This window comes from Acidiphilium sp. AL, from assembly GCF_025499445.1.
GTDB classification, from domain to species: Bacteria; Pseudomonadota; Alphaproteobacteria; order Acetobacterales; family Acetobacteraceae; genus Acidiphilium; species Acidiphilium iwatense.
Window position 1 is genome coordinate 1 of the sequence record NZ_JAIMBZ010000094.1, and the last position, 3,597, is coordinate 3,597.

General features: G+C 65.1%; 4 protein-coding genes and 1 pseudogene. All 5 read right to left on the minus strand.

The window, feature by feature from the left end; all coding sequences use genetic code 11:
• Positions 1-19: 19 nt before the first annotated feature.
• Entirely contained in the window at positions 20-583 is a 564-nt protein-coding gene (locus AiwAL_RS19890) for a hypothetical protein (protein ID WP_262313455.1), read from the minus strand.
• An 86-nt stretch (positions 584-669) separates the two neighbouring features.
• The gene (tnpC, locus tag AiwAL_RS19895) at positions 670-2,334 is read right to left on the minus strand and encodes an IS66 family transposase (RefSeq protein ID WP_262313456.1); all 1,665 of its coding nucleotides are present in this window, start codon (positions 2,332-2,334) and stop codon (positions 670-672) included.
• Between the two features lie 69 nt (positions 2,335-2,403).
• Positions 2,404-2,751 carry an IS66 family insertion sequence element accessory protein TnpB gene (tnpB, locus tag AiwAL_RS19900; RefSeq protein ID WP_262313457.1) on the minus strand — a complete coding sequence of 116 codons (348 nt, stop codon included), beginning with the start codon at positions 2,749-2,751 and terminating at the stop codon, positions 2,404-2,406.
• Positions 2,748-3,173: an IS66-like element accessory protein TnpA gene (tnpA, locus tag AiwAL_RS19905; protein ID WP_262313458.1), complete on the minus strand. Its 426-nt coding sequence runs from the start codon at positions 3,171-3,173 to the stop codon at positions 2,748-2,750. The genes tnpB and tnpA overlap by 4 nt, the downstream gene beginning before the upstream one ends.
• 35 nt (positions 3,174-3,208) lie before the next feature.
• Positions 3,209-3,597, minus strand: a pseudogene (locus tag AiwAL_RS19910) (hypothetical protein); the annotation flags it as partial.

Genomic DNA, 3,597 nt, shown 5'->3' on the forward strand with positions numbered 1-3,597 from the left:
CTCAAGACTCCCCTCATTTTCACACTGCCCCGAAAGTCTCGGCGAAGACGGGCAGGTCGGCGAGCATATCGGCGAATTTCTGGACCAGTGGCAGCAGGCGAGGCTCCGGCATGGTGGGGATGAGTTCGTATAGCATGCAGCCCTGGCGGAACAGCGAATGGGTTCGCCGCTTGGCGGTGTTTGACTTGAGGAATCGGTCGTAGCCGAGCACTTCCCCGGCGGCCCCGAGCAGGGTCAGCAGCATGACGGCGAATGCGGCGATCAGCCACAGCCGGTCGCGCCGCGCCGGCGTGCTGACGTGGATCGATCCCATGCCCATGCCGAAGCGCAGGTCCTTGGTATCGCGCAGGCCACATTCGATGCTCCAGCGCTTGCCATAGAGCGCCTTCAGGCCTGAAGCCGACGCTGTGCCGTCGCTGGCGGCGAGACACCACGCCTGCTTCATGTCCTTATCCTGCACGCACAGCACGGTGCCCACCTGGTAGCATTCCGCGGTCACTGCGGCGCCGCGCAGAATGCGCGCCCGTCCACCGCGGCCGACCCAGGCGGAAGCGGTGCGCATCTCGCCGTCGGCGGCGGTCACTGTGATGTTGCCGCGGAAGCGGAGTATCCATCCGGCCGGGACCGCGGCGCGATGATGAGGTTGACCTTGGCGGCGGGGCGCGTTGATCAGGCGGCTTGTTGGTTCACCGGGGTGGCCTGTGCTGGCGGCGTCCAGTTCCAGGGCATCAGCTCGTCAAGCCTATGTGCCGGATGATTGGCAATGCGCGCGAGGATGTCGGCGAGCCATGCCTGCGGGTTGACGTTGTTCATCTTTGCCGTGGTGACCAGGCTGTACATCATGGCGGCCCGTTGACCGCCGCGATCGGAACCGGCGAACAGCCATGAGCGTCTGCCCAAAGCCAGGGTCCGCAGCGCCCGTTCGGCTGCATTGTTCGACAGGCAGATCCGCCCATCGGCGAGGAACCGGGTGAAGGCGGTCCAGCGGTTGAGCATGTAGTCCATCGCCTTGGCAATGTCGTTGTGGCGCGAGAGCTTGGCGCGCTCGGCGCGCATCCAGGTTTCAAGGTCGGCGACCAGCGGGGCGCTGTGCTCCTGGCGCGCGGCGAGGCGCTCGGCAGGTGATTTGCCGTTGATGGCGCGCTCGACCTCGAACAGCGCGTCGATCCGCTGCACGGCGGCCAGGGCCATCGGGGCGACGAAGGCAGGTGTCTTCCCCTGGGCCTTGCGCTTCGCGTTCCGGGCCAGATCCGCCAGTTCGAAGAATTTCCGGCGCCCGTGTGACCAGCAGGCGGCTTCGATGATCGGACCGGGGGACCGGGCCGGCTCATAGAGCTTGTTGTATCCGCTGAACGCATCGGCCTGGAAGATGCCGCTATACCCGGTGAGATGGGTCTGTGGATGAATGCCGGCTCGATCCCGCGAGTAGTAGAACACGGCACAAGGTGGCCCGGCACCGCCGAATGGCCGATCATCGCGTACATAGACCCAGGTCCTGGCGATATCGGTCTGTCCCCGCGCCATCACCGGCACGGTGGTGTCGTCGCCATGAATACGCTCCGCCGAGAACAGCACCGCCTCGATGTGCTTGAAGGCCGGCTCCAGCGCCACGCACGCCGCACCGATCAGATCGGCCAGGGTCGAGACACTCAGGGGGATGCCTTCCAGCGCAAATCGTTCAGATTGGCGGTTCAGTGGCTGGTGCTGGCCATACTTGTCGTAGGCGATCATCGCCAGCAGGCTGGGGCCGGCAAAAGCGCGCGGGATGACGTGGAACGGTGCCGGTTCCTGGCTAATCGTCTCGCAGTCGCGGCAGGTGAACTTTTCGCGGACGTACTGGATCACCTTGTGCCGGCGGGGGATGACCTCCAGCGTCTCTGTCACCGTCTCGCCGAGCTTGGACAGCCGCGATCCCCCGCAGCAAAAACACTGGGTCGGGCCTGGCAGGACCACCCGCTCGCGCGGCAGGTTCTCGGGGAAAGGCTGGCGTGACGGACGCTTGCGGGTGAAGCCGGCCACCTGCATGGTCCTGGCCGTCGCGGCCTCCTGCTCGGCACGCAGTTCATCCTCGGTCGCGGTAGCCTCGAGTTCCTCGAGTTCCAGCTCCATCTGGTCGAGCAGGCGCGCCGTACGCTCGGCCTTGGGGCCGTAGAGGGCCCGCTTGAGCTTCTCGATCTGCAGCTTCAGATGCGCGATATACGCCTCGACATCAGACTGCGCGGCGCGGGCAGCGGCAGCATCCGCTTCCGCCGCATCGGCCCTCGCGGTCGCCACGCGAATAATCGCTTTCAGCGCCGCGATGTCGTCCGGCAGGGCCGAAGGATCAGCATCCATGTCCCGATGGAATCACGAATGCCGGGGTTTCGCTACATCTTTCTGCTCAACCCCTCGATTTTTATCAGACTATCCCGCGGATTGCGGCCGCCATGTCTGTTGCGGATTTCGCCAGTCGATCGCCTCGAGAAGATAACCCATCTGCCCCACCGTCAGCGAAACTACTCCATCCACCGTTTGCGGCCATACGAATCGCCCTCGATCCAGCCGCTTCGCATAAAGGGATAAGCCGATGCCATCATGCCAGATCGCCTTGATCAGCGAACCCGTGCGTCCACGAAAAACATAGATGTCGCCAACGAAGGGATCACGACCGAGCCCCTCCTGTACCTGCAGCGCCAGCCCTCGCATGCCGCGGCGCATGTCAGTGTGCACAGAGGCCAGCCAGATCCGCACGCCAGAGGCAACCGGGATCATGCCCGCACCACCGTCATCACGCGGCGCAGCGCCGTCAGACCAACGCCGTCATCAACCCGCACGCATGTCCCGTCCGGCAGCACAATCTCAATCCGTCCTGGTGACGAAGGAGGCGACTGCAGGCGAGAGGCCGCCTCATGTCCGGCGCCGGGCGCCGCTGCCGCCCGTTTCTCGACACAAGGCGCCGCAATCGCCGGAGGCGCCATCACCCGCACCGGCACGAATTCCGGCACGATCGGCGCGGCAGACAGCTCCCCGCGCCGAACCTGCCTGCGCCATTGGAACAACTGCCCCCGGCTCACCTCGTGCCGGCGCGCAACCGCCGCCAATACCGCACCAGGCGCCTCCGCCTCCGCCACAATCCAAAGCTTGTCCTCATCCCGCCAGCGGCGCCGGCGCTCAACCCCCGTGATGATCTCCATCCGTCCCGTCCATAATGACGCTCATATGAACGTCGTTATGGACGCCCTGCCACAGCAACGGCAGGCGGCTCAGACCGGATGGATACGAAGCGGATGACGTAGTCGAACTTCAACTCCTCGGTCAGCACCCGATAGAGCTTCTGATCGCCGAAGCCACGGTCGGCGACGATGCAAACCTTTATGTCGGAGGCCAGGGTGTCGGCGAGACGGACCAGCGCCTGGTATTCGTACTCGTTGCGATGGTTCTTGAGGCTCGCCGTGGCGACGGTGAGCCACAGCAAGGGTGTGGCGCGGCCGTGACGGGTCAGCAGCGACAGCATGAGGGTGGCCTGGCCATCGGCGTCGAAATCGGTCCAGTCCATGGCGACGTTGATGCTGGTGCGTGATCCCACCACGTAGGGCACCCAGTGGCGCAGTGCGGCAT